Source organism: Mycobacterium sp. (assembly GCF_035274705.1).
In the GTDB taxonomy this organism is placed as follows: Bacteria; Actinomycetota; Actinomycetes; order Mycobacteriales; family Mycobacteriaceae; genus Mycobacterium.
In genome coordinates this window covers 1-24042 of the sequence record NZ_DATENY010000092.1, presented here as the reverse complement: position 1 = coordinate 24042, position 24042 = coordinate 1, and the positions used below count along the sequence as shown (strand labels likewise).

The window sequence follows — 24042 nt, the reverse complement described above, 5'->3', positions numbered from 1 at the left end:
CCGCTGCCGTGCCGACCGTGCCTGCTCGGTAACATCTAGCGTTTTTCGCTATGCCTGGAGTGGTTTTTGCGGCACGATTCTCTTGTGCTGCGAGCATTCCGGTCTGTTGGCGTTGCGATTGCATCGGTGATTGCCGCTGTCGTCATCGGGCTGGCGTCCAGCGTGGCCTCCTGCCCATATGCTTCGGCGAGCACTGCGGTGACCGACACGCAGCCGTCTCCCTTACCGCTGATTTCGTTCTTCAACCCGGTGGCCGTCGGCTTCCACGTCATCGAGGCGGTGGCTGAGGGCATCGCGAACGTCGTCGAGATGATCGGGACGCCGCCGCCGATCGCGATCCCGGCGCCGCACACTACACATCAGGTCGTCGGCTCCTAGCCGCTGGTTTGACGCCGCCGCCGACGGGCTAGCTTTCATATATGCAGGCGCCAGAGGTTCTTGGCGGCCGCTATGAACTGCGGGGGGTTCTAGGGCGCGGCGGCATGGCCGAAGTTCGCGACGGCTGGGACATCCGGCTGGGTCGGCCCGTGGCGATCAAGCTGCTGCACCCGCTGTTCAGCACGGATCCCGACAACCGTCGCCGCTTCGAGGTCGAGGCGCGAGCCGTGGCTGTGCTCAACCATCCGCACATCGTCTGCGTGCACGACAGCGGTGAGCACAACGGAACGCCCTACATCGTGATGGAGCGTCTTTCAGAGCGGACGCTCGCCGACGCGATCGCGGCCGGGCCGATGCCGCAGCGCACGGTGCGCACAATTCTCGACGACGTTCTCTCGGCCCTGGCGGCCGCGCATGCCGCCGGCATCCTGCATCGCGACATCAAGCCGGCCAACATTCTGTTCACCGATCTCGGTGAGACGAAGGTCGCCGACTTCGGCATCGCGAAGAGCGGTGACGCCGTCCTCACGCTGACGGGCCGGGTCTTCGGCACGATGGCGTATCTGAGCGCCGAACGTATCGCGGGCAGACCGGCGTCCGCGGCCGACGACCTGTATGCGCTCGGCGTCGTCGGCTATGAGGCGTTGACGGGCCGCAGGCCGTACCCGCAGGAGAACCTGCCCGAACTCGCCCGCGCGATTGCCCAGGACACACCGCCGTCGTTGACCATGCTGCGGCCCGACGTGGATCCGGCGCTTGCGGCTGTCGTCGAACGCGCGATGGCGCGCGACCCGCAATGGAGGTTCGGCAGTGCTGCCGAGATGCGCGGAGCTCTTGCGGGCCGGGGCTCTCCGGTCGGAACCCGACCGCCGACCATGGTCCTGGCCACGCCGCTTCCCGACCCGACGACCATGGTGGTGCCCCCGCAGGTTCGGCGGAGCCGGTCGCGAATGCTGCTCGGTCTGGCGGCGGCTTTGGCCGCGATCGTGATCGCCGTCGCGGCCTTCATCGCCGACACGGCGTCGCGGGCGCCGGTGCCCGAACCGGCCAGCACGAGCACGTCGGTGCCCACGGCACTCACCACGTCGCTGGCGGCGCCGCCCCCGCCTCCGACGACGACGCCGGTCGAACAGCCCAACCCGAAGAAGGGCGGCGGTAACGGAAATGGCAACGGCCACAAGCCGAAGCACGGCGACTGACACGATGTGAGGCCTTGTTAGCGTGGGTGCTACGCCCAGGCAATAGCGCTGCAATCGGTCAGGCGTTCCGTGGATACGCATGACGAGCATTTACGAGCAGATCGGCGGCGCCGAGGCACTCGAGGCGGTTGTCGAGGACTTCTACGGCCGGGTACTGGCCGACGATCAATTGGCGGGTTTCTTCTCGGGGACCAACATGGCACGGCTCAAGGGCAAGCAGGTGGAGTTCTTCGCGGCGGCGCTCGGTGGCCCGGATCCATACACTGGCGCTCCCATGCGGCAAGTGCATCAGGGCCGCGGAATCGCCATGCGCCACTTCACTTTGGTGGCGGGTCACCTTGCCGACAGCCTGACGGCGGCCGGTGTGCCCGAGGAGATCATCGGCCAGATCATCGGGGCAGTCGCACCGCTGGCCGACGAGATAGCCACCGCCCGCAGCGCCTGACCTGGCGTTTTGTGGTCTAGCCCAGAGGGGCATGACTACGACCGTGGCAAACCTCAGTGCAGAAGGCGAGCGGCGCCGAGTGAGGCCGCGTAAGAGCGGCTCAGCCAGACGGGCCAGAGGTGCGCCGAGGTGATGCGGTCGTAGGGAAAGTCGTCGCCGTACAACTTCCTTCGGCTGAAATAGTCGACGCGGGCATTGTGGTGCGCATCCGTCTGGCCGGTATCGGCGAGGATCGCCCGCGCAGCCCGGCGAATCGCAGCGGGCAGCGTCTCGGCGAACTCCTCGGCGGTGTGGGTCGTGACGGCCAGGCGGCTCAGTCTCGGCCGAATGATGGTGGTGGCACATCGGTGATGCGCCACCGTCGCGTATTTCGCGACCAGGTCGGGTAGGCCGCCCCTCGCGTAAGGATCGGCGATCGGGACCGCGTACCACTCCAGCAGAGCGTCCTGTCGCGTGATGTTCTTGGTCAGCATTGCGGTGCGGTACGCGCCGGGCATGATCACCTTGAGCCGGTCCCCGAGGAGCTCCCGGAGGGCGGCGACGGCACGCTTCTTGCACGCGGCATGGCCGCGGAGCACCGGGTCGCGGATGCTGGGAAGGGTGAGGACGCCACTGAAGTAGAAGATGGGCGCATCGCCCTCGCAGTGCGGGGCGAGGCCCTTCACCAGATCGACGGGCCCCGTCACGTTGAGCACTTCCATTCGGTCGTTCAGCGCGGGGTCGGCTCGCAGGTCGTTGTCGAAGTACCCGGTGCCGTTGACCAGGACGAGCGAAACGAGTCGGCCGCCGCCATCGCGAACGAGCGCGAGGGTCTCGGCGATCGCCTTCGCGCGCTGTCCTTTGTCGCTCAAATCGATGCGCAGATGGATGTAGCGCGCCCGCTCGGCCCCGCCCCGAGCGTCGTATCCTTCGACGTCCTCCGGAGCCCGCCGCGACAGGCCGATCACCCGAATCTCCGGATCCCTTCGCAGCAGGTGATGGAGAACGGCATTCCCGAGCCCCTCGCCGTCTCCGGAGAGAAAGACGTAGCGGGGGTTCGACTCAGACACGAAGCATTCCGGGGCGCATGATCCGTCCTGACTTTACTGCGGGAAGTCAGCTCCAGATGGGAGGATCTGCGATCGAGCAGCGGCAGCGGAACGAAGCGGCCAGACCGCCGCGATTTGTTTCAAAGCGGAGGAATGGTGGCCGATAGTAAGCCAAGACGCCTTCCACTCCCACCCGATCAGCCCAGTAAGGGCCTTGTGAACGGGCGGCCGGTGGAAGAGCCGTACGGCCACTCCAGCGCGCCCTGTACCCCGGGAACAACGAATCAGCCGAAGCGATGCAGTTTCTCAGTGCCCCCAGTAGGACTCGAACCTACGACCTGCGGATTAAAAGTCCGTAGCTCTACCAACTGAGCTATAGGGGCGCGATGCAACAGGATACTGCCTGCCGGCGGCCGGCTCGTTTGAGGATTGGGGTCCCGGTACCCTAAGCTATCGAGGCTCCCAACGACATTGCGTTGCGAGTACCCCGGAGAGATTCGGCTGGGCCCCCTTCGTCTAGCGGCCTAGGACGCCGCCCTTTCAAGGCGGTAGCGCGGGTTCGAATCCCGTAGGGGGTACGCGCGGCACCGTACGATGGAGTCGCACAGTAAGGCCCTGTGGCGCAGTTGGTTAGCGCGCCGCCCTGTCACGGCGGAGGTCGCGGGTTCAAGTCCCGTCAGGGTCGCCAGTTTGGCGAGGCACTTAGGTTCGAGGTACGGGTGCCTTCCGGCCAGGTAGCTCAGTTGGTACGAGCGTCCGCCTGAAAAGCGGAAGGTCGCCGGTTCGATCCCGGCCCTGGCCACCACAGTTTGTTCCTCACGGCGCCGTGTGCGTCGTTTGCACCGTTCGAAAACAACCGGGCATGTGGCAAATTCGTGCCACGCATACCGCCGCAGGGAGCCTGCCGACCCATCTTTTCGTAGTCAACCGCCCCGTTCCGACCTCACTTGTACGAGGCAAATTTTCTGACGTTCGGGGCTCGGGTCGAGTCCAATTGGCGGTTTCCGGGAACAAAAGACCACAGCGGTATGCAACGCCAGACGTTGTCTGTTGATTCGAAACATCCGAATAGCGTCGAGGTTCCAGTTAGCGAGATTGCTCGATCACCCGGTCAAGAATAGGGCAGTTGATTTTGCTTTGGGCATCCCAAGGGCATCCCACCGGGCAACATGCTGAAGGTCGAACAAGGCAGCTCAACAAGGCTATAGTGCGTTGTGGCAACGGTTGGTGGCTTAGCCAATAGATAAATCGACACGGGGCAACCATTAACTACGATGGCGTTAATTAATACGTCCAACCGACTTGCCACGTAACCAACATTTACTGCCCGCTTGTCGCAATACGTGCTATTTTCATCCAGTGCCTCGTGAGGTTTCGCCGCAGCGTCAATGTGTGGCGTCCTTGTGCCGGTCTGGGCCTTGAGCCTGGGCTGCGGGCAAACCCCAGGCTATCCGTTCCCGAAGTCCACGTACTCATCGGCGGATCCCCTCCGCCGCAATCGACGTCCACCTCTAAGGAAGAACAGATGGCTCAGCTACCGAATCGCCTTCCCGCAGTTGCGGCAGCGTCTGTAACCACCGCCTTCCTGATTGCCTTTCCTTCCGTTGCGCTTGCCGACGACGGGACGTCTGGAGCTACCGGCGGTGACACGACGGGCGGCACTTCCGGAACCACGGGTACGACCGGCACGACCGAAGGCGCGACCACGACACCACCGACGACCGGGTCAGATCCGGTCGGTGAAGCGATCGGGTCGCTCATCAAGACCGTGTTCGGCGACGGGCGAACCGGCGCGCCTACTCAGCATCCAGTTGGCACCAGTCGCGCGGCGACCGGTGCACAGCCGGCGGCGCCGGCCGAACCCGCAGCTCCTGCTGCTCCGGTTAAACCCGCAGCTGCCGCTGCCGGCGAGCCCGCGGCACCCGTCGCGTCCTCGGCTTCGGAAGCCGCGGCGCCTACCGCGAGGGTTGCAGCGGCCGCCGATCCGGCCCCGCCTCAAGATCCGTGGCGGCAGTTGGTGAATTGGTGGGCAGGGTGCACGTGCGAACACGAGCCGCCACCTCCGCCGCCGCCTCCGCCACCTCCGCCGGACGATGAGGAGGAGCCCGGTCTTGGACTGCCGATTTTCTTCCCGGGAGTCCCCGGCGTGCCGCGAGTCAAGGCAGGCTGCGGCCCCTACGTGCCCGGCCTGGCCGTCCCGCCGGCTCCTCCGGTCGTACCTCCGATGCTCGGCCTTCCCGCCGTTCCGCCCGTTGGCGGCGGCGCACCTGGCGGCGGGGGCGGCGGTGGCGGCGGAGGAGCGCCGATTGCCCTGGCGAGCGGCGGCCCCGCCGTGTACACGCCGGCGTCGTACGGCGGTGGACTGACATTCCTGACCGGCCGCCACGAAGGCGACGCAGGCAGCGAGTTCCCAATCGTGGTGTCGGCGTTCATCGTCGCGGCCGGCGGTGGCTACATCTTGTGGAGGCGGAATGTGGAGCGTCCGACGGGCAGGCATCGGCGTCATGGCGCTTCTTCTCGCCCTCTCCGCGCCAGCTTGCGGAGCTGAACACCCAAGCACGCCAACAAGTTCAGCGCACAAGGCGTCTCGGGTAGCTACCCCGATACCGATCGCGCCGCCGATCGCGCCGCCGGTACCGAGCGCCGTACCGACAGGGCTGTCGATACCTGCGCTCGGACTCACGGCGGTGGTGCAGGAAATGGCGGCTTCGGAGTGTCCAGTGCTCAACCCGCCAACGGTCGACGAGGCCTACTGGGTGGGATGCCGGTCGAAGCCCGGAACCGATTCGGACGGAACGGTATTCATCATCGGCCACGCGGTCACGGGCGGACAAGGTGTGTTCGCGCGCCTTCAAGAGCTCGCGGTCGGCGATGACGTTCTGGTGACGACGCCGTCGGGCACGCTGACGTACCGGGTCGAGCGAACAGTCAACTATGCCAAGTTCGGTGAGGTGCAGGATTCACCCGAGGTGATGGATAAGGTTCCGGGCCGGCTGGTGCTTGTCACCTGCCTTCTCGGCCCGGACGGGTCGTCGACGGACAAGAACTTCCTCGCGCAGGCCCAGCTCGTCGCCTCTTCTACAGACCACTGAATCCGGCCGGCGCTGCGGGGATGTTTGTGCACGTCGCAGTACGATGCCTGTGACATGAGGTATCCCGTGACGACGACAAAGACGGCGCCCAGTGCTGCCCGGCAGCAGCGCGCCGACGACGACAAGAGCAACTTTCGTCAGCGGCTGCTCGATGCGCTGGAGGCCTGCATCGCCGAGGATGGCTATCCGCGAACGACGGTCGCCGATATCGTGCGGCGGGCCAGGACGTCTCGACGCACTTTCTACGAGCACTTCGAGAGTAGGGAAGCTTGCTTTATCGTGCTGCTGACCGACGCGAATGCCGAGCAGGTCAGCCAGATCTCGGCCGCGGTCGACGCGGACGCGCCATGGCGTAGTCAGGTCCGGCAGGCAGTCGAGGCATGGATCTCGTCGGGTGAATCCCGGCCCTCACTGATGTTGAGCTGGATTCGTGACGTGCCGTCTCTGGGCGCCGAGGCTCGCCGCCTGCAACGCGACGTGATGGAGAGCTTCGTCGAGATGGTCCAGGCGCTCGGCGCCACTAACGAGTTCCGCGCCGCAGGCATTGGTCCGGTATCACGGCAGCGGATCATCATGCTGCTCGGCGGCCTGCGCGAACTGACCGCGAGCACCGTCGAAGAGGGCGGTCGGATGAGCGATATCACCGAGGAAGCGGTGGACGCGTCGATCGCCCTACTCACTCCGCGCAGGCACGAGGACTAGTTGACCACGCGAATCGCTTGTGTAGGACAGGCGTCGGCAGCGTGGAACACATCGGGCGCCGGGCCGGTGCACAAACCCGAGAGCGCACAACGGCTTTCATCCCATTCGACCCGCATCTACGCGACGCTCCTCACGCGCGCGCCGCTCGCGGCTGCCGTGGGGGTGAACACGACGTCGTCGTCGATCGGGCCGCGGCGCAGCAACCTGACGTCGCGCACGTAGTTCTGGTGTAGGCGCCACGGCGTTTTCTCGCCTTGCCTGGGCAGGTCGGCGAGGGCTCGCTGCACATAGCCCGACGCCAGGTCGAGGAACGGGTTGACCGCGGTTGCATCACTCGAATCCGGCGTCACCGCCGAGTAGCCGTTGTCGTCCATATGCTTGAGCAGTCGGCAGACGTACTCGGCCACCAGGTCCGCCTTGAGCGTCCACGATGCGTTCGTATAGCCGATGGTCCATGCGAAGTTGGGCACGCCCGAAAGCATCATTCCCTTGTAGGACACCGTGTCTGACAGCTGCACGGCCCGCCCGTCGACCTCGAGCTGCATGCCACCGATCGCGAGCAGGTTCAGGCCGGTCGCGCTGACAATGATGTCGGCCTGCAGTTCGGCGCCCGAGCGCAGCTGGATGCCGGTTTCGGTGAACGTCTCGATGTGGTCGGTAACGACCGAGGCGCGGCCATCGGAGATCGCCGTGAACAGATCCCCGTCGGGAACCAAGCACATCCGCTGGTCCCACGGGTTGTACGACGGAGCGAAGTGGGTGTCCACCGCATAACCGTCGGGCAGCTGCTTGATGGCCGCCTTGCGCAGCATCGACTTCATCAAGTCGGGCCGTCGCCGGCTCAACGTGAAGGTCGCGATCGCCTGCAGCGCGTTCTTCCACCGCACGATCGCATAGGCCAGCTTCTGCGGGAGCCACGCCCGCAATCGATCGGCGATCGCGTCACTGGCCGGCCGCGCCGCGACGTAGGTGGGTGAGCGTTGCAGCATGGTCACGTGAGCCGCCGATTCGGCGAGCGTCGGGACCAGCGTCACCGCCGTCGCGCCGCTGCCGATAACAACCACCCGCTTGTCGTGGTAGTCGAGATCCTCCGGCCAGTGCTGCAGGTGGATGATCGGTCCGTGGAAGCGCTGCGCGCCAGGGAATTTCGGGCTGAAGCCTTCGTCGTAGCGGTAGTAGCCGGAGCAGACGTACAGAAACGCGCAGCTGAACAGCACGGTCTCGCCCGTGTCGGTGCGGTGCACCGCGACCGTCCAGCGTGCCTCGTCACTATCCCAATTTGCTTTCACCACACGGTGATTCAGCCTAATTAGGTCGTGCACCCCGAACGCCTCTGCGGTGTCGTGGATGTAGCGCAGAATGCTCGGCCCGTCGGCGATCGCCTTGGGATCGGTCCACGGCGAGAACCGGTAGCCGAGCGTGAACATGTCGGAGTCCGACCGGATGCCGGGGTAGCGAAACAGGTCCCAGGTGCCACCGACCGCGCCGCGGGCTTCCAGCACGACGACGGACTTCTGCGGCCGGGCTTGCCGCAGTTGGCAGGCGGCGCCGACGCCGGACAGGCCCGCCCCGACGATCAGCACGTCGGTGTGTTCGATCGGTTCACTTGTCATCGGGTGCCACCTGTCGCTCGGCGGTACACTCAAGTACCGCATTCGGTACCAGACAGTACCACTATTGGGCGCGTGTGCAAAGAGCCTTGACCACCATCGGTACTAAGGCGTACCGTCATCGGTACCTTGAGGTACCAACGAGGAGGCGAGATGGCCGAAGCGACGACCGATCCTGTACGTCTGCCGCCCACGCCGCGCATTCCGAAGATCCTGCAAGGCATCGCCTTCGTCGCTGCCAGGGAGAAGTCCGTCGCCGCGCTGGCCAAGCGATACGGGTCTGCCTTCACACTGCGACTGCCGATCTTCGGCGAGACCGTCGTCGTCAGCGACCCGGTCTTGATCAAGGAACTATTCACCACAAACACCGATCTGATCGCCAGGGCGGGCGTCCTCGGCGAGATGTTCGGACCGGGATCGACCTTCAGCCTCGAAGGCGCAGAACACCGCGAACGCCGCAAGCTCCTTGTGCCGCCCTTCCACGGCAAGCGGATGGCTGCCTACGAGCAGATCATCGAAGAAGAGGTCATGCGCGAAGCGGCTTCATGGCCGGAAGGCCGCGAGTTCGAGACGCTGCCGTCGATGATGCGCATCACCCTCAATGCGATCCTGCGAACCGTCTTCGGCGCCGAAGGTGACGCGCTGGACGAACTGCGCGAACTGCTGCCGCCGATGGTGCTGCACGCCTCGCGAATGGCCGTGCTGCCGCCCATCGTTCGACGCGACTTCGGCCCGCGGAGCCCCGGCGGGAAGCTGACGACGCACCGTCGGCGCTATGACGAGATCATCGAGCGGCTGATCTCCGATGTCCGCCGCGATCCGGGCTTCGAGGAGCGCAACGACGTGCTCGCGCTGATGCTGCAGGCCCGCTACGACGACGGGGCGCCGATCTCCGACGACCACGTGGCCGACGAGCTGCTGACGCTGCTCGCGGCGGGCCACGAAACCACGGCAACGACGCTGGCGTGGGCCGTCGAGCGGCTGCGCCGGCATCCGCGGTTTCTTGTCCGGCTGACCGCCGAGGCGGATGCGGGAGGCGCACAATTGCGGCAGGCCACGATCTGGGAAGTACAGCGGACGCGACCGGTCATCAACGGCACCGCCCGACTGACCAAGACACGTATCCGGCTGGGGAAGTGGGTGATTCCCGAACGTCACGCCGTGCTGGCGAGCATCTCGCTTGCGCACGCGTCGGAGATCAGCTTCCCCGATGCCAAGGTGTTCAATCCGGACCGATTCGTCGGCAACCCGCCGGACAACTATGCCTGGATCCCGTACGGCGGCGGTGTCCGCCGGTGTATCGGCGCCGCGTTCGCCAATATGGAGATGAACGTCACGCTGCGCACACTGCTGCGCGAGTTCGAGTTCGGTACCACGTATGCGCCCGGCGAGAGACTGCATTCCCGCGGCATCGCCATGGCGCCGGCGCGCGGCGGCCGTGCCGTCGTTTACCGCCGGCAGGCGTCGGCGGCCCGGAACGAGCAGCGGGTATCGGCATGAGGCCGCGAAGACGATCGCGAGTGAGGATCGCAGCGAGGAACGAACGAGGACCGGAGCGAGCGGGAGTCGAGCAATGAGGCCAGCCGAAGCCGTCGTTGACGTCGGCCGTGGCATCGAACTGTGCTACGACCAGACCGGCGATCCCGCGGACCCGTCCATCGTGCTGATCGCCGGCCTCGGACAGCAGTTGCATTCATGGCCAGGCGATTTCGTCAGCGCGCTGGCGGGGCGCGGGTACCGGGTGACACGGTTCGACAACCGTGACGCCGGCCGGTCCACTCACATGAACTATCCGCCGCCGAATCCCGTGGCGATGTTCCGAGGCGCAGGCCGCCACCAATATCACCTCGGCGACATGGCGCGCGACACGATCGGACTGCTCGACGTACTCGGGTACCGCGATGCGCATCTGGTCGGGATATCGATGGGCGGGATGATCGCCCAGACGGTCGCCGCGCACTATCCGGGCAGGGTCCGCACCCTCACGTCGATCATGTCGACGACCGGCGCGCCGCGGCTCGGTCGCCCGGCGCTGTCGACCTGGCGCCGGATGATGACGTCGCGGCCGCCGCGAACACGGGCCGAGGCAATGGACCGCGCAGCGAACATGTTCTCCCACATCGGCTCTCATGGATTCCCGTTCGATGAGCATGCCGTGCGCGAGACCGCCGGAATCGGATGGGACCGCGACCCCACAACGGGCGGCATCGTCCGGCAACTGGCCGGCATCTTCGCATCGGGCGACCGCAGCGCCGAGATAGGCCACATCGACGTGCCCACTCTTGTCATCCATGGCGACCGCGACCGCATGGTCCATCCCACTGGCGGCGCGGCAACCGCCCGTGCCATCCCCGGCGCCCGCCTGGAGACGATCGAAGGCCTCGGTCACGACCTACCTCTGGGGGCATGGGGGCGAGTCATCGACCTGATCACCGAGCACACCATCCAGGCGGCCGTCACGCCCGCCGAACTCGAGGAGCACGCATGAGCAAGACGCAACGCAGAACCATCAGTGGACGTACCGTCGTCATCAGCGGCGCCGCATCAGGCATCGGCCGTGCTCTGGCGCAACGGCTTTCGGCGCACAGCTGCCCGGTTGCCATCACGGACATCGACGAGACGGCCTTGAAGGAGACTGAATCCTCGCTGCCCGGACCGGCGTTGGTGCGGATGCTCGACGTCCGCGACGCCGACGCGCAGCGCGACTTCGCCGGCGAGGTCCGCGAGTGGGCGCCGAAGCCGATCGGCGCGGTGTTCAACAATGCCGGTGTGGCCGTCACCTCCAGTGTGCTCGAGTCGAATCCCGAGGACGACAACTGGCTGTGGGACATCAATTTCCACGGCGTAGTCAATGGCACCCGCGCGTTCCTGCCGATTCTGGTCGAACAGGATGAGGGCGCCATCGTCAACACCTCGAGCGTATTCGGGTTGGCCGGAATGCCCAACCAAAGCGCTTACTGTTCGGCCAAATTCGCGGTTCGCGGGTTTACCGATTCGCTGCGGCAAGAGTTGCGGGGGACAGGTGTCACCGCCATCAATGTGCACCCGGGCGGCATCAACACCAACATCGTCCGCAACGCGCGGTTCCGCAAGGATCCCGAAGGACGCGGCCGCTCCCAGGAGCAGATGGCGCAGGAGTTCGCGGCGATCACGATGACGGAGCCGGATAAGGCCGCCGAGATCATCCATCGCGGCGTGGAAGCGGGCAAGGCGCGCATCCTCGTGGGGCCCGATGCGTACATGTTCGACGTGCTCGGCCGCATCGCGCCGACGCATTACTACGATCTGCTCGGCCGGGTCGAAGGCTTCCTCAGAAGGCGTAGTCAAGCGACCGCGCAGGACGTTTCCGTCTAAGGGTCGGGTTCGCCGACAAGCGCGAGCAATTCGCTACGGCCGATCTGTGTGACCAGGCTTGCCGTATCGAAGTAGATACGCTCGTTGATGATCCGGTCGCCCTCGAAGTAGAACACCGCGATGACAGGTACGCGAAACGCCTTGCCGGTGGGCGGTAAACCGTAGAACTCGCCGAGATTCGTTCCGAGCAGGTCGAATTCGACGATGACGGCATCGTCGGCAACGTGGAAGCGGGCGTTGTCATGCCGCTGGTCGGGGAATGCCGTTCGAGTCGTGCGGTAGTAGCCCATCACTTCGTCGTCGCCGTCGAAGACCTGGCCGGTGGCCATGATCTCGTAGTGCGGATGACCGTTGAAGGTGGCCAGTGTCGCGTCGAATTCCTTGGTCACCTCGGTGTCCATGTGCTCTCGAATAACCGCGAGGCGACGCTGCCTCAAGTCGTCGGTGATCATGGTCCTCCTAACTAGCTTTGGTTGCGGCGCGGGTGAGAAGGCGAAGCAGCACCTGACAGATGACCGCGAGAGGGGCCTTGACCAACGGGAAGGTGGCCGTCGACGAGATCGTGTAGGTGATGCGGGTCTGCGAATCCTCGTCGGTCAGCCGGACTTCGCCGGTATATCCCGGAAAAGGCGTGCCGGACAACGCTTTATAAGCGAACACGTGCGGCGGCTGGAAGGTGACGACTTCTTCGACTATGTCCGGACCTGGACCCGGTGTCGCGATACGGCGCACGGCTCCTACGCCGTTGGCCTCGGCCGAGCCGACCTCGTCCATCGTCACGGTGACACCCGGACCCCAGCTGCTCATGCCGACGTGATCGGTGAGCGTGTCCCACACGACGTCGATGGAAGCGACGACGGTGGCGTGCGATGTGGCTTGCATCAAATCTCCTGCCTAGGCGGTGGCGCGGGCCTGCTCGTAGAGAGATGGGTCGTGGGAGCAGATCATGAACAGATCGGGTTCTTTGCGCCGGTAAAGCTCGGCGAGCCGGGCGTGGTTGTCCTGCACCTGTTTTCGATCGAAGGCGATCATCGGCTCCATCACCGTGACCACGCGCGGAACCGGTGAGGTTCCGTCGACGGTACCGGGGTGGTAGAAGGCGTCGCCGCAATGGAACACCCAGCGGTGGCCGGCGTCGACGGCCACACAGGCATGGCCGCGGGTGTGGCCAGGCAGCGAAATCATCGCGATGCCCGGTGATATCTGGTCGAGCTCCTTCGCCGCGGCGAAGCCCCGCCACTTCTCACCGTCGGGCGTGTGCTCCACGATTTTGGGGCCGTGCGCCCATTGGGCGGCACGGAAGCGAATTCTCTCGCGGAGCGACGGGGCCTTCATTGCACCGAGCGCTTCGGCGGCGGTGACGTGTACCTCGGCGTCGGGAAAGTCAGAGAGGCCGCCGATGTGGTCGGCGTCGAAGTGCGTAACGACGATGTGGCGAACGTCCTCGCGGCGAAAGCCGAGCAGCTCAACCTGGCGGGCAGCCGATTCGTTGTGACGAAGCATCGGCCGAATGAACCGACGCGTCGGTCCCACGCGCCGCGCCGGGTCGTCGCAATCGTGAGACCCGAAGCCGGTGTCGATCAGAACCAGATAGTTGTCGCCCTCGATGAGCAGCACATGGCAGACCATCCCGTTGGTGCCGGGGGGATGCATGGTTCCGCAGTTGAGGTGGTGAACCTTCACAACTGCAGTTTGACGGATACGGGCCTCAGGCGCGAGAGTCGACGGCCACCGCGGACTTCTGGTGGCGGCGCTGCCGTTCGGCGATCGCCAGGTAGAACGCCCACGCCGAGGCGGAGCTGCCGAACAGGATGAACCCGATGTACAGCCACGCGTGTTTGATGCCGCGCCGGCGTCCGTCGACGACCGCGAAGACCGGGAAGATGAGCAGGCTCATGATCGTGTAATCCTGGCTCGCCGAAGCGGCGGCGGGGTTGACGTATCCGAGTGCGATGAACTCCTGCCAGCTTCCCGGGCCCCATATCGGGTTGGACGACGGGGTCGCGTATTCCTGCACGTAGTGGTAGTTGAAGTAATACCCCAGCACGATCGAGGAGATGCCGACGACGTAGTAGAAGACCTCCAGCGCGGAAGCCTGTGGGCCCGTCTGAAAGCGCGCGAAAATCGCGGGATTCGACCTGACGATGAACACGAATGTGAGGACGCCGAGGAGCGCGTGCACGGAAAGGGACACCATAGCGGGAGTCTCGCCACTCGCCGAAGTTTTGTCAATATTGACATTTCAGCGGGTGGGGTACTTTACGCACATGGTTCGGCCTGCGCAGACAGCCCGCAGCGAGCGCACCCGGGAGGCGTTGCGGCAGTCGGCGCTGGTGCGATTCATCGCCCAGGGCGTGGAGGAAACGACGGCCGAGCAGATCGCCGCCGATGCCGGGGTGTCGCTTCGGACCTTCTACCGCCACTTCACTTCCAAACACGACTTGCTGTTCGCCGACTACGACGCGGGCCTGCATTGGTTTCGGGCCGCACTGGCGTCCAGTTCGCCCGACGAGTCGATCATCGAGTCGGTGCAGTCGGCGATCATGGCCAGGCCGTACGACGACTGGGCCGTGACCCAGATCGCCGCGTTGCGGGCCCAAGAACTCGACCCGAGCCGCATCGTCCGGCACATTCGCCAGGTCGAAGCCGACTTCGCCGAAGCGATCGAGGAGCACCTCGCCCGAGACGACGCACCCGCGCCGGGCACAGATGAGCGGATGCGGATCACGGTGACCGCGCGGTGTATCGCGGCCGCCGTCTTCGGCGCGATGGAAGTCTGGATGCTCAGTGAGGACCGCTCGCTGCCCGAGTTGGCGCGGCTGTGCGAGGAAGCACTAGAGACGATCGGTACCGGAATCGGCTATTCGTCCTGACTCAAGTTTCGTCATTATTGACAAAACTTGGGTGCCCGTGTCAGCCTCAGCCGATGGCGGATTATGACGCGATTGTCATCGGTGCGGGCCACAACGGATTGACCGCGGCCACCCTTCTGCAGCGTGCCGGGTTGAGCACACTGTGTCTTGATTCCAAGCTCTACGCCGGCGGGATGGCCTCGACGGTGGAGCTCTTCGACGGCTACAAGTTCGAGATCGCCGGCTCGGTGCAGATCCCGACGTCGGCCACCGTGAGCCGTGAACTCGGCCTCGACGAGCTGCCGACCGTCGACCTCGATGTGATGTCGGTATCGCTGCGCGGCGTCGGCGACGAACCGCTCGTCTACTACACCGATCCGATGAAGCTGCTGACGCACATCAACGAGGTGCACGGCGCGGAGGCCGTCAACGGGATGGCCGGTCTGATGGCCTGGTGTCAGGCGCCGACGCGGGCGTTGGGCAGGTTTGAGGCCGGCCAGCCGCCGAAAACCATTGATGAGATGTATGCCTGCGCGACAAACGAATTCGAACGCTCGACGATCACCGACTTGCTGTTCGGATCCGTCACCGACGTGATCGACCGCTACCTGCCGGACAAAGAGAAGAACGGCGCACTGCGCGGCATGCTGTCGCTGCTGGCGTGCAACACCACGTACCGCGGGCCGGCGACTCCCGGCACCGCCGCGGCGCTGGCCTACGGGTTCGCCGTCCCGGACGAGAACGCGCTGCTCGTCAAGAAGCTGCGGGGCGGCATCGGCGCACTCACGTCGCATCTGTGCGACGTATTCGCCTCCAGCGGAGGAGAATTGCGGCTGCGCAGCAAGGTCGACGAGATCCTGGTTGCAGACGGCCGCGTCACCGGCGTCCGCCTCGAGGACGGCTCGGAGCTCAGCGCGCCGATCGTCATCTCCGGTATAGCGCCGGACCTCACGATCAATGGTCTGGTCGACTCGAACGCGGTGCCGCCCGACATTCGCGAGCGGTTCTCTCGCGTCGACCACCGCGGCAGCTACTTGCAGATGCACTTTGCGCTCGACGGCATACCGGAGTTCGCGGCACCGTACGAACTGCTCAACGATCCCGAAATGCAGTCGAACATCGGCATTTTCAGTACGCCCGAGGAGTTGCAGCAGCAGTGGGAGGACTGCCGTCGCGGGATCGTTCCCGCCGACCCGTCGATCGCATTGCAGATCCCGTCCGTCAACGACCCGGGGCTGGCCCCACCCGGCAAGCACGCGGCGTCCGCATTCTCGCTGTGGTTCCCGATTGAGGAGGGTGGGAGTGGCTACGGGGAGATGAAGGTGGAGATGGGACGACGGGTGATCGAGAAGATCACCAAGCTCGCACCGAACTTCGAAAGCCTCATCATCCGGCACACCACGTTCACCCCCAAACACATGGGCACCATGTTCGGCGCGCCGGGAGGCGACTACTGCCATGGTCTGATCCACCCCGACCAGATAGGTGTCAATCGGCCGGGGCCGAAAGGCTATGTGGATCAACCGCTTCCGATCGACGGCCTGTACCTGGCCAGTGCCGGCTGCCACGGCGGCCCAGGCATCACGTTCGTCCCGGGATACAACGCCGCGAAGGCGGCGCTCGCCGACTCCTAAACGCCGACCGCGCGTTCCAGTTCCTTCAGCGAGTCCTCGAGATGGCCGAGAAGGCGCTGCAAGTGCGGCACGCTGCGCCGGCAGCCGACGAGTCCGAAGTCCAGATTGTCGGCGTTGTTGCACAGCGTGATGTTGAGCGCCTGGCCGTCGAGGGCGATCGACAGCGGATAGTTGCCGTCCAGACGCGCGCCCTTCCAGTACAGCGGCTCACGTGAACCCGGGACGTTCGAAATGACGATGTTGAACGGCGGCCGGGCGTAGGACATGAAGCCGGGAAGGACCGTGAGCGCCATCGGCGACATCAGCAGCGCCGAAAGCGCCAGCGCCTGCATCTTGGGCAGCTGGGTGAACACCTCCTTGTTCTCGCGCATCGAGGTGCTGATTGCGTCAAGGCGTTTGGCCGGATCCTCCGTGTCTGTCGCGAGATTGCACAGCAGCACACCGGTCATGTTGCCGCCGCTGTCGGCGTCGGCCTCGGTGCGCAGGCTCACCGGAACCATCGCGATCAACGGTGCGTCGGGCAGCGCGTTCTGCTCGATGAGGTAGTGGCGCAGCGCGCCGGCGCACATCGCGAGCACGACGTCGTTGACGGTCACGCCCGCTGCCTGTTTGATGCGCTTGACGCGGTCCAGGGACCAGGACTGTGCGGCGACTCGGCGCGCTCCGCCGATCGGCACGTTGAACATGGTGCGCGGCGCGCCGAACGGCAACGTCAGCTGTTGTTCGAGAAGCGCGGCGCGAGCCAGCGACAGCGTCGAGGGCGCCAGCGCCGCGACCGACCCTGCCGTCCGAGTCACCGTCTGAAACAGCGACGAATCGTCGGGTGGCGATGGCCGCCGCTTGGGCGGCAGATTCCACGGCACTCGCACCTCGGTGTCGCTCGGGTCGGGGGACAGCGTGCGCTGCGTCAGCTTGAGTGCCGACACCCCGTCGATCAGGGCATGGTGGAACTTGACGTACACCGCGAACCGGTCGTCGCTGAGGCCTTCGACCAGATGGGCTTCCCACAGCGGGCGGTGCCTGTCGAGCAGCGTGCCGTGCAGCCGCGACGTCAGCTCCAGCAAGTCGCGGACGCGGCCCGGCGCGGGCAGTCCGGACCGGCGGAGGTGATAGTCGAGGTCGACTTCATCGTCGAACGTCCACCCGATGTTGGCGATCCCACCGAAGAGAGTGGCCGGGTGCTTGCGGAACGTCGGCTGGAAATCCTGGTGGGCGATCATGTCCTGATGGAGTTCGCGTAGGAAGTCCGACCCCGAGATGCCGTCGGGGGGCTCATATAGACCCAGGCCGCCGACATGCATGGGGTGCTCTCGCGACTCACCCAGCAGGAATATCGAATCCGTCGGCGAGATCAGCTTCATGATGCACTCCTCTGTGGGTCTGCCCCTTTCTATGCCCGGATGACGCGATACACCAACCTTTGGTCGTTTCGGTTTCGCGCTGTCGCCGGAGGGGAACCACCGCGAGGTGGGACTGACCGTGGCCGTCACCGGGCCGACGGGGGAGATCGGCGTCTCGGCCGTCGAGGCCTTGGAGCGTGCCCCCGAGGTCGAGCGCATCATCGGCATGGCCCGCCGCTCGTTCGATCCGGCGGCCCATGGCTGGACCCGAACCGAATATCAGCAGGGCGACATCCTGGATCGCGACGCCGTGGATGCGCTGGTCGCCGATGCAGATGTGGTGATCCATCTGGCATTCATCATCATGGGTTCCCGCGAGGAGAGCGCCCGCGTGAACCTGGACGGCACGCGCAACGTTTTCGAGGCGACGGTCGCCGCCGCGCGTCCGCGTCGGCTGGTGTACACATCGTCGGTGGCGGCCTACGGCTATCACTCCGACAATCCGGTCCCGATTGCCGAGGACGTGCCGCCGCGCGGGTCGCCCGAGCACTATTACTCGGAGCAGAAGGCGGCGTGCGAGGCCGCGCTGGAGGAGATCACCGCCGGCTCGCCGCTGGAGGTGTACGTGCTGCGGCCGTGCATCGTGGCAGGGCCGAAGGCGCCGGCGTTGGCCGAGGCGATGCCGTGGAACCAGTTACCCGGTCCGGTGAAGCGGTTCACCCAGGCACTACCGTTGCTCAAACCGCCGTTCCCCGATCCGGGCACTCCGTTGCAGTTGGTTCATCACGACGATGTGGCTGCGGCAATCGCTTTGGCGGCAACGACTTCCGCCCCGCCGGGCGCGTACAACATCGCCGGCGACGGTGTGTTGTCGATGTCGGATGTCGCCGACGCGCTGGGCGCCCGCCCGATCCGCGTGCCCAGGATCGCGGTGTCGACGGCTTCAGAGGTCGTCGCCCGCCTGCCGTTCGTGCCGTCCGCGCTGGAGTGGCTTCATGTGGGCCGTACATCGGTGGTGATGGACACCGCCAAGGCCAGGTCCCAGCTGGGGTGGACGCCGAAATACACCGCCGCCGAGACATTGTCGGCGTTGGTGGCGTCGCTCTAGCTCACTGCGTATGGTCGCCGGTGTCGGCCGGGCCGCCCGGCGTGGCGCCGCCTTCGTCGGACCAGTCGGCGCGATCCTCGCTACCCTTGGCCGGGTCACTCTGGACGTCGTCGTCCGCGCCCGTTGCGCCCGTGCCGGATTCGGCGGTCTTGGGCTTGTTGCTGTTCACTGGTACTGACTACCCCGTCGCCGGGCACGGAAACGTCGGCGCGTCCTCAGGCGCGGTTACGCAGTTGTGCGACCCAGTCTTTGGGCACCCTGTCGGCGGGTCCAGGTGCAGGCTGGTTGGACGGATGGCATTCGGGCGCAGCGAGTTCCGGTCCGTCGTAATACTCATTCGTGTCGTAGTTCCAGAACCAGTCCTCGCCCGGTTCGAACGAGCGGATGATGGGATGTCCGGTTTCGCGCCAATGCGCCGACGCGTGCCGCGCCAGCGAGTCGTCGCAGCACCCGATGTGCCCGCAGGCCGCGCATCGGCGCAGATGCACCCACCATCCGCCGACTTCGTCGCATTCGAGGCAACCTGTGCCGCTCGGTGGAACCGTAGGGTCGACGTCCGGGCTCATGGCTTGCGAGCCTACCGGCGATACTTGCGGTGCAGCAGCTGCTTTGGTTCGGCGCGCACATTCCGCGCTCTGTGACAACTCCCGGTTAGCGCGCCATTGTCGAGTTCGGTGCGTTCCAATCCACCGAGACGAAACGATGACGGATCAGCCAGTCATCGCTGACGGGAACGAAAACGTCTCGGTAGCGGCCGTGGTGGTCGAAACCGATCTCGGTGAAGACGCTGAAATAGCAGGCGACTCGTGCCGCGTCCGGCGTCACATCGGTGAAGCGGATGTTCGTCAAGTTGTGCCGCACGATGCGCCTCACCCCGGAGGCTTCCGCCGTCGTGTTCGGTGCTGCGACGGCTCCGCCGAGAAGCTCGACGATCGCCGCCCGGCCGCGGACAGGCTCGCGGTCGCGGAGCTCCAGCTCGCCATCGTCACAAAAGCTTTGGGCTAGCTCGTCGAGTCGAAGCGCGTCCCCGGACCAGTTGTAGCGGGCGAGCGTATCCCTGATTCGTTCGCGAGCCACTAGCTCCCAAAGCTCCATGACTTGAACCGTAAACCAGCTATGGTCGCGCCATGGCTACCAGCGATTCCCGCGAAGTCACCATCGAAGCAACGCCCGAGGAAATCCTCGGCGTCATCGCCGACGTCGAGTCGACGCCCAGCTGGTCGTCGCAATACCAGAGCGCCGAGGTCCTCGAGACCTACGACGACGGCAGGCCCAAGCGAGTCAAGATGAAAGTCAAGGCGGCCGGCCTGACTGACGAGCAGGTCGTCGAGTACACCTGGACCGAAACCAGTGCCAGCTGGACGCTGGTCTCCGCAGGCCAATTGCGTTCGCAGGACGCGAAATACACGCTGACGCCCGACGGCGACAAGACCAAGCTGCGTTTCGAGATCACGGTCGACCCCTCGGTGCCGCTACCAGGCTTCATCCTCAAACGCGCGATGAAAGGCGCGATGGAGACCGCCACCGACGGCCTGCGCAAGCAGGTGCTGAAGGTCAAGAAGGGTGGCTGACGCTGGACCCCTGGCCGGGGTCAAGGTGATCGAACTCGGCGGCATCGGACCGGGCCCGCATGCCGCGATGGTGCTGTCCGACCTCGGCGCCGACGTGGTGCGAGTGCGCAGACCCGGCGGATTGCAGATGCCGGCCGAAGACGTCGACCTGCTGCACCGAGGCAAGCGCGTCGTCGACCTCGACGTGAAGAAGGACCCGCAGGCACTGCTGGATCTTGCGGCCAGGGCGGACGTGCTGCTCGACGGTTTCCGGCCCGGCACGTGTGAGCGATTGGGCATCGGGCCCGACGACTGCGAGGCGGTGAACCCGCGGCTGATTTTCGCGCGCATCACCGGCTGGGGTCAGGACGGTCCGTACGCGACGATCGCCGGCCACGACATCAACTACCTCTCGCAGACCGGCGCATTGTCGGCGATCGGCTATCGCGACCGCCCGCCCGTGGCGCCGCTCAACCTCGTCGCCGACTTCGGCGGCGGGTCGATGTTCGTTCTGCTCGGCATCGTCTCCGCGCTGTACGAGCGGGAGCGTTCAGGGAAGGGGCAGGTGATCGACGCCGCGATGGTCGACGGAGTGTCCATCCTGTCGCAGATGGCGTGGACGATGAAGTCCGTCGGCACGCTCAATGATGAGCGAGAGTCGTTTCTGCTCGACGGTGGCGCGCCGTTCTATCGCACGTACGAAACCTCCGACGGCAAGTACATGGCCGTCGGGGCGATCGAGCCGCAGTTCTATGCGCAGCTGCTCGACGGTCTGGGTCTGTCGGCCGACGAATTGCCGCATCAGATGGACGCGGCGTCGTTTCCGGACATGCACAAGCTCTTCACGGAGCGGTTTGCCATCAAGACCCGCGACGAGTGGACGGAGATCTTCGCGGTCACCGACGCGTGTGTCACACCAGTGCTCACATGGGCTGAGGCCGCGCAGAACGAACATCTGCGGGGTCGCTCAACTCTGGTGACGGCCAACGGCGTAGACCAGGCGGCACCGGCCCCGCGATTCTCCCGAACGCCGCCAGGGCCCGTCGGCGCACCGCCCAAAGTCACCACATCCATCGACGAGATCGGTTGGTGAGAAATTAGCTAGGTAATCGCCTGCGCGAGGCCCGGCCGTTAACTAGGATTTGCCATCATGGCCCTTCGAGCATCCAGAGAAGTCGTCTTCGAGGCACCGCTCGAGGCGATCCTGGATGCGCTCGCCGACATCGAAACCGTCCCGTCATGGTCGACACTGCACAAGCAAGCCGAGGTGCTCGACCGGTATCCCAACGGCCGCCCGCACCACGTGAAGGCGACGCTGAAGATCATGGGCATCACCGACAAGGAGGTGCTCGAGTATCACTGGGGCGAGCGCTGGATGGTGTGGGACGCCCACGAGACGTTCCGGCAGCGCGGCCAGCACGGCGAGTACAACCTCACCCCGGAGGGCGACCACAAGACGCGCGTGCGGTTCGACATCATCATGGACCTGGCGGCGCCGATCCCCGAGTTCATCATCAGGCGGGCCAAGAAGATCGTGCTCGACGTGGCGACCGAAAGCCTGCGCAAGCGCGTCATGGAGAAACGGGCGTCTTAGGTCGGCGCCATGGCCGTCAGGACATCACGCAAGCTCGTGATCGATGCGCCGCCGGAAGCCATCGTGGATGCGCTGGCTGACGCGGAGTCCCTGCTGTCCTCGTCGGCCTACCGGCAGGCGGAGGTCCTCGACAGGTACGCCGACGGCCGCCCGCACCATGTGCGTCTCGCGGTCAAAGTGCTCGGGCTGTCAGACGAGGAAATCCTCGAATTTCGCTGGGGCCCAGACTGGTTGGTGTGGGACGCCGAACCCACCAGGCAGCAGTACGCTCAACACGTCGAGTACACACTTCGGCCTGACCACACCGGCACATCCACCGTGGTGACGGTCGACATCACGGTCGAGCCCGATTCGCTCATCCCGGACTTCTTCATCAAGCGGGCCGGGAAGACGATCATCGACGCCGCCACCGAGGGAGTGCGGAGCAGGGCGCTGCGCGGCAAGCCTTCCGATCACGCCGAGTAGATCGGAATAGCGGACCGAGGTCGTGCTCAGCCCGGTGGATCCACAGGCTCCGAAGCGCTCTGGGCCCGCCGCCTCGCTGTGCACTACCAGCTAGCGTCCATCGCTAATTGGATGCCAGCGTTGACGACTTCTGGCGTCGACAGATCGATCCTTTCGGTAGCGAGCTGTAACCACCACAGCTACCTACCAGTGAAAGGAGTTCGATCATGCGAGGTTTGGCAATCGGCACAGCGACATTCGGAATCTTGGCTTTGGCCACACTGGGATTGGCCGGTACGGCCGCGGCAGCTCCCACTGGAGGTTCGAACGCTGCTGACGCCGTCAATCAACTACAGGCACAAGGGTATACCGTGCAGATAAACGGCGACCAGAACGCGCCGCTATCGGCATGCGTCACGACCCAGGTTTCCGGACTGTCGGGGACCAACTCGGCGGGCAAGCCGCTGACGCCCGCACAGGTCGGTACCGTCTACGTGACGGTCTCCTGCGACGACAACCACGACGAGTGACCCTTTAACACCGCGAGCCGGCGGATCGCCTCGTCCAACGTCTCATCACGTTTGCAGAAAGCGAACCGCACCAAATGATTCCACGCGTCGGCATGGTCGGCACCCGGGTCGCAGAACGCGGACATCGGGATCGCCGCCACGCCGGTGCGTTCAGGTAGCTCGGCGCAGAACTGGGTACTGTCGTGGTAGCCCAGCGGGCGCGGGTCGGCGCACAGGAAATAAGTGCCGAAGCTGTCGTGCACTTCGAACCCCAACTCCGCCAAGGCGTTTCCGAGCTTGTCGCGCTTGGCCTGTAAGGACTCCCGCAGTGCTGCTACCCACGCCTCTTCCGTGTTGAGCGCCTGGGCCACCGCGGGCTGAAACGGCGCGCCGCCGACATAGGACAGGTATTGCTTGGCGGCACGAACGCCGGCGATGAGTTCTGCTGCACCGCAAGCCCATCCGATCTTCCAGCCGGTGCAGTTGAACATCTTGGCCGCACTGGAGATGGTGACGGTACGGTCGGCCATCCCCGGGTAGTTGGCCAAGGGCAGGTGGCGATGCGCGTCGAACACCAGATGCTCGTAGACCTCGTCGGTGATCACCAGCAGGTCGGCGTCGACGGCAAGCTGCGCCAGCGCGCGAAGCTCGTCGTCGGAGGCCACCATTCCGGTCGGGTTGTGCGGGGAGTTGACGACCAAGGCCTTGGTTTTGGGCGTGACCGCGCGCCGCAGGCCGTCGACGTCGATTCTGAAACCACGGCCGTCGGGCAGCAACGGCACGGCCCGCCTTTCGCATCCGGCCATCGCGATCACCGGCGAATAGGAGTCGTAGAACGGCTCGATCAACAACACCTCGGAGCCGGGTTCGACGAGTCCGAGAATTGTCGACGCGATGGCTTCTGTCGCGCCGACCGTGACGAGGACCTCGGTCTCGGGGTCGTACTCCGTGCCGAAATGGCGCATGCGTTGCGCGGCGATGGCTTCCCGCAGCGGCGCGATGCCCAGACCGGGCGGGTACTGGTTGACGCCCTCGGCGATCGCATTCTCCGCGGTCTTGAGCATCGCCGGCGGACCGTCCTCATCGGGGAAGCCCTGGCCAAGGTTTACCGCGCCGATGCGGGCGGCCAGCGCCGACATCTCGGCGAAGATCGTGACCGCATAGGGCTGCAGCCGCCGCACCGTCATGGTCGACCAGCCTAGG

28 protein-coding genes and 4 tRNA genes are annotated in these 24042 nt (G+C 65.4%); 20 read left to right on the top strand and 12 right to left on the bottom strand.

The window, feature by feature from the left end:
- The first annotated feature begins 126 nt into the window (after positions 1–126).
- The 3 genes from VJV41_RS19765 (at position 127) to VJV41_RS19755 (ending at position 2022) form a co-directional block, all read left to right on the top strand.
- Positions 127–378 carry a hypothetical protein gene (locus VJV41_RS19765; protein ID WP_325336719.1) on the top strand — a complete coding sequence of 84 codons (252 nt, stop codon included), beginning with the start codon at positions 127–129 and terminating at the stop codon, positions 376–378.
- A gap of 41 nt (positions 379–419) precedes the next feature.
- Positions 420–1577, top strand: coding sequence for a serine/threonine-protein kinase (locus VJV41_RS19760; protein ID WP_325336718.1), 1158 nt, complete (start codon positions 420–422; stop codon positions 1575–1577).
- Positions 1578–1656: 79 nt separating this feature from the next.
- Positions 1657–2022 carry a group 1 truncated hemoglobin gene (locus VJV41_RS19755; protein ID WP_325336717.1) on the top strand — a complete coding sequence of 122 codons (366 nt, stop codon included), beginning with the start codon at positions 1657–1659 and terminating at the stop codon, positions 2020–2022.
- A gap of 53 nt (positions 2023–2075) precedes the next feature.
- Here the strand turns inward: VJV41_RS19755 and VJV41_RS19750 are convergent, their stop codons facing one another.
- Together VJV41_RS19750 and VJV41_RS19745 are read right to left on the bottom strand one after the other, a co-directional pair.
- Positions 2076–3071 (bottom strand): hypothetical protein, encoded by a 996-nt coding sequence (locus VJV41_RS19750; RefSeq protein WP_325336716.1) that lies wholly within the window; start codon positions 3069–3071, stop codon positions 2076–2078.
- Between the two features lie 289 nt (positions 3072–3360).
- A tRNA-Lys gene (locus tag VJV41_RS19745) sits at positions 3361–3433 on the bottom strand.
- A 122-nt stretch (positions 3434–3555) separates the two neighbouring features.
- Here VJV41_RS19745 and VJV41_RS19740 point away from each other — a divergent pair.
- The 6 genes from VJV41_RS19740 to VJV41_RS19715 all read left to right on the top strand — a co-directional run bounded on the left by VJV41_RS19740 (position 3556) and on the right by VJV41_RS19715 (position 6844).
- A tRNA-Glu gene (locus VJV41_RS19740) sits at positions 3556–3628 on the top strand.
- A gap of 33 nt (positions 3629–3661) precedes the next feature.
- Positions 3662–3738: transfer RNA gene (locus tag VJV41_RS19735), tRNA-Asp, on the top strand.
- Between the two features lie 40 nt (positions 3739–3778).
- Positions 3779–3855: transfer RNA gene (locus tag VJV41_RS19730), tRNA-Phe, on the top strand.
- 720 nt (positions 3856–4575) lie between these two features.
- On the top strand, positions 4576–5598 hold the full coding sequence (locus VJV41_RS19725) for a hypothetical protein (protein ID WP_325336715.1): 1023 nt from the start codon (positions 4576–4578) through the stop codon (positions 5596–5598).
- Positions 5522–6142: a class F sortase gene (locus VJV41_RS19720; protein WP_325336714.1), complete on the top strand. Its 621-nt coding sequence runs from the start codon at positions 5522–5524 to the stop codon at positions 6140–6142. The genes VJV41_RS19725 and VJV41_RS19720 overlap by 77 nt, the downstream gene beginning before the upstream one ends.
- Before the next feature lie 54 nt (positions 6143–6196).
- Positions 6197–6844: a TetR/AcrR family transcriptional regulator gene (locus VJV41_RS19715; RefSeq protein ID WP_325336713.1), complete on the top strand. Its 648-nt coding sequence runs from the start codon at positions 6197–6199 to the stop codon at positions 6842–6844.
- A 116-nt stretch (positions 6845–6960) separates the two neighbouring features.
- Here VJV41_RS19715 and VJV41_RS19710 read toward each other — a convergent pair whose 3' ends face one another.
- The gene (locus VJV41_RS19710) at positions 6961–8457 is read right to left on the bottom strand and encodes an NAD(P)/FAD-dependent oxidoreductase (RefSeq protein ID WP_325336712.1); all 1497 of its coding nucleotides are present in this window, start codon (positions 8455–8457) and stop codon (positions 6961–6963) included.
- Positions 8458–8607: 150 nt separating this feature from the next.
- Here VJV41_RS19710 and VJV41_RS19705 point away from each other — a divergent pair, with 150 nt between their 5' ends.
- The 3 genes from VJV41_RS19705 (at position 8608) to VJV41_RS19695 (ending at position 11808) form a co-directional block, all read left to right on the top strand.
- Complete coding sequence (locus VJV41_RS19705; RefSeq protein ID WP_325336711.1) at positions 8608–9954, top strand: cytochrome P450; 1347 nt, start codon at positions 8608–8610, stop codon at positions 9952–9954.
- A 73-nt stretch (positions 9955–10027) separates the two neighbouring features.
- On the top strand, positions 10028–10942 hold the full coding sequence (locus VJV41_RS19700; RefSeq protein ID WP_325336710.1) for an alpha/beta hydrolase: 915 nt from the start codon (positions 10028–10030) through the stop codon (positions 10940–10942).
- Positions 10939–11808: an SDR family NAD(P)-dependent oxidoreductase gene (locus VJV41_RS19695; protein WP_325336709.1), complete on the top strand. Its 870-nt coding sequence runs from the start codon at positions 10939–10941 to the stop codon at positions 11806–11808. The genes VJV41_RS19700 and VJV41_RS19695 overlap by 4 nt, the downstream gene beginning before the upstream one ends.
- Here the strand turns inward: VJV41_RS19695 and VJV41_RS19690 are convergent.
- From VJV41_RS19690 to VJV41_RS19675, 4 genes are read right to left on the bottom strand one after another with little or no spacing between them, the layout of a single operon-like run.
- Positions 11805–12260 (bottom strand): ester cyclase, encoded by a 456-nt coding sequence (locus VJV41_RS19690; protein WP_325336707.1) that lies wholly within the window; start codon positions 12258–12260, stop codon positions 11805–11807. The genes VJV41_RS19695 and VJV41_RS19690 overlap by 4 nt on opposite strands.
- A gap of 7 nt (positions 12261–12267) precedes the next feature.
- On the bottom strand, positions 12268–12690 hold the full coding sequence (locus tag VJV41_RS19685) for an SRPBCC family protein (protein ID WP_325336705.1): 423 nt from the start codon (positions 12688–12690) through the stop codon (positions 12268–12270).
- Between the two features lie 12 nt (positions 12691–12702).
- Positions 12703–13491 (bottom strand): MBL fold metallo-hydrolase, encoded by a 789-nt coding sequence (locus tag VJV41_RS19680; RefSeq protein ID WP_325336704.1) that lies wholly within the window; start codon positions 13489–13491, stop codon positions 12703–12705.
- 25 nt (positions 13492–13516) lie between these two features.
- Positions 13517–14005: a DUF2834 domain-containing protein gene (locus VJV41_RS19675; protein WP_325336702.1), complete on the bottom strand. Its 489-nt coding sequence runs from the start codon at positions 14003–14005 to the stop codon at positions 13517–13519.
- 70 nt (positions 14006–14075) lie between these two features.
- Here VJV41_RS19675 and VJV41_RS19670 point away from each other — a divergent pair, with 70 nt between their 5' ends.
- Together VJV41_RS19670 and VJV41_RS19665 are read left to right on the top strand one after the other, a co-directional pair.
- Entirely contained in the window at positions 14076–14681 is a 606-nt protein-coding gene (locus VJV41_RS19670) for a TetR/AcrR family transcriptional regulator (RefSeq protein ID WP_325336701.1), read from the top strand.
- 53 nt (positions 14682–14734) lie between these two features.
- Entirely contained in the window at positions 14735–16294 is a 1560-nt protein-coding gene (locus VJV41_RS19665) for an NAD(P)/FAD-dependent oxidoreductase (RefSeq protein ID WP_325336700.1), read from the top strand.
- On the opposite strand, the gene VJV41_RS19660 is transcribed toward VJV41_RS19665, so the two are convergent.
- Complete coding sequence (locus VJV41_RS19660) at positions 16291–17655, bottom strand: wax ester/triacylglycerol synthase family O-acyltransferase (protein ID WP_325336699.1); 1365 nt, start codon at positions 17653–17655, stop codon at positions 16291–16293. The genes VJV41_RS19665 and VJV41_RS19660 overlap by 4 nt on opposite strands.
- A 106-nt stretch (positions 17656–17761) precedes the next feature.
- Here VJV41_RS19660 and VJV41_RS19655 point away from each other — a divergent pair, with 106 nt between their 5' ends.
- The gene (locus VJV41_RS19655; RefSeq protein WP_325336698.1) at positions 17762–18742 is read left to right on the top strand and encodes an NAD-dependent epimerase/dehydratase family protein; all 981 of its coding nucleotides are present in this window, start codon (positions 17762–17764) and stop codon (positions 18740–18742) included.
- Position 18743: 1 nt separating this feature from the next.
- On the opposite strand, the gene VJV41_RS19650 is transcribed toward VJV41_RS19655, so the two are convergent.
- The 3 genes from VJV41_RS19650 to VJV41_RS19640 form a co-directional block, all read right to left on the bottom strand.
- Positions 18744–18911 carry a hypothetical protein gene (locus tag VJV41_RS19650; RefSeq protein WP_325336697.1) on the bottom strand — a complete coding sequence of 56 codons (168 nt, stop codon included), beginning with the start codon at positions 18909–18911 and terminating at the stop codon, positions 18744–18746.
- 46 nt (positions 18912–18957) lie between these two features.
- Positions 18958–19308, bottom strand: a complete 351-nt coding sequence (locus VJV41_RS19645) for a UBP-type zinc finger domain-containing protein (RefSeq protein WP_325336696.1) — start codon at positions 19306–19308, stop codon at positions 18958–18960.
- A gap of 85 nt (positions 19309–19393) precedes the next feature.
- On the bottom strand, positions 19394–19837 hold the full coding sequence (locus VJV41_RS19640; protein ID WP_325336694.1) for a nuclear transport factor 2 family protein: 444 nt from the start codon (positions 19835–19837) through the stop codon (positions 19394–19396).
- Between the two features lie 32 nt (positions 19838–19869).
- Here VJV41_RS19640 and VJV41_RS19635 point away from each other — a divergent pair, with 32 nt between their 5' ends.
- From VJV41_RS19635 to VJV41_RS19615, 5 genes are all read left to right on the top strand, one after another.
- Positions 19870–20313, top strand: coding sequence for an SRPBCC family protein (locus VJV41_RS19635; RefSeq protein WP_325336692.1), 444 nt, complete (start codon positions 19870–19872; stop codon positions 20311–20313).
- Positions 20306–21385: a CaiB/BaiF CoA-transferase family protein gene (locus VJV41_RS19630; protein ID WP_325336690.1), complete on the top strand. Its 1080-nt coding sequence runs from the start codon at positions 20306–20308 to the stop codon at positions 21383–21385. Before VJV41_RS19635 ends, VJV41_RS19630 begins: the two co-directional genes overlap by 8 nt.
- Before the next feature lie 57 nt (positions 21386–21442).
- Positions 21443–21886 (top strand): SRPBCC family protein, encoded by a 444-nt coding sequence (locus tag VJV41_RS19625; RefSeq protein WP_325336688.1) that lies wholly within the window; start codon positions 21443–21445, stop codon positions 21884–21886.
- A 9-nt stretch (positions 21887–21895) separates the two neighbouring features.
- Positions 21896–22351 (top strand): SRPBCC family protein, encoded by a 456-nt coding sequence (locus VJV41_RS19620; RefSeq protein WP_325336686.1) that lies wholly within the window; start codon positions 21896–21898, stop codon positions 22349–22351.
- A gap of 206 nt (positions 22352–22557) precedes the next feature.
- Positions 22558–22860: a hypothetical protein gene (locus tag VJV41_RS19615; RefSeq protein WP_325336684.1), complete on the top strand. Its 303-nt coding sequence runs from the start codon at positions 22558–22560 to the stop codon at positions 22858–22860.
- On the opposite strand, the gene VJV41_RS19610 is transcribed toward VJV41_RS19615, so the two are convergent.
- Entirely contained in the window at positions 22821–24026 is a 1206-nt protein-coding gene (locus VJV41_RS19610) for a pyridoxal phosphate-dependent aminotransferase (RefSeq protein ID WP_325336728.1), read from the bottom strand. The two genes, VJV41_RS19615 and VJV41_RS19610, sit on opposite strands and share 40 nt — an antisense overlap.
- Positions 24027–24042: the final 16 nt, after the last annotated feature.